This is a genomic window from Saccharomonospora iraqiensis subsp. paurometabolica YIM 90007 (assembly GCF_000231035.2).
In the GTDB taxonomy this organism is placed as follows: domain Bacteria; phylum Actinomycetota; class Actinomycetes; order Mycobacteriales; family Pseudonocardiaceae; genus Saccharomonospora; species Saccharomonospora paurometabolica.
Window position 1 is genome coordinate 844 of the sequence record NZ_KI912198.1, and the last position, 766, is coordinate 1,609.

Below are 766 nucleotides of genomic sequence, written 5' to 3' on the forward strand. Positions count from 1 at the left end.
GCACCGCCCACTCGCCCGCCTCCGCACCTCCCAGCTCGGCGACGCGACCGCCCTCGTCGGCGCGGCCACCCTCGCCCGCGAAGCCGCCTGACCCCACCCCCGCGAGTCGCCACTCCGTGCCCGCGAGTTGACGCTCCGGGACGGCGAATCGACGCCCCGGGGAAGGCGGGTCGCCGTCCGGGCCGGACCTGATCGTCGTGTCGGCCGGACGCCGCGCGTGCCCGCTAGGCTGACCGGATGTTGCTCGGGGACGGGGACGGCTTCGTCAGCTGCCGGTGCGGCCGGCGGCACTGGGGCCGCAACGGTGCCGCGGGACTGCTGCTGACCGATCCGCATCGGGGTGTGCTGCTGCAGCACCGCGCGGGGTGGACCCACCAGGGCCGGACGTGGGCGCTCCCCGGGGGCGCGGTGCTGACCGGGGAGACCGCCGCACGGGCGGCGACCCGGGAGACCGAGGAGGAGACGACCGTGCCCGCGGCGGCGGTGCGGGTGCTCGCCGAGCGCACCGACGACCACGGCGACTGGAGCTACACGACGGTGCTGGCCACCGTGCGCACGACGGTCGAGGCGCGGGTGGCCAACGCCGAGAGCGAGGCGGTGCACTGGGTCCGCCCCGAGGACGTGCCGAGCTACCCGCTGCACGGGGACTTCGCCGCGGCCTGGCCCCGGCTGTGGCCGCAGCTCGACCGGGAACTGCGGGTGGTGGTCGACACGGCCAACGTCGTCGGGGCCCGCCCGGACGGCTGGTGGCACGACCGCGGCGCGG

At 77.4% G+C, this 766-nt stretch carries 1 protein-coding gene; it reads left to right on the forward strand.

Annotation, left to right across the window (positions count from 1 at the left end; genetic code table 11):
- Nucleotides 1–237: 237 nt before the first annotated feature.
- Nucleotides 238–766 (forward strand): NUDIX domain-containing protein (locus tag SACPADRAFT_RS25200; protein ID WP_007027840.1); only part of this gene is annotated, 529 nt, incomplete at its 3' end.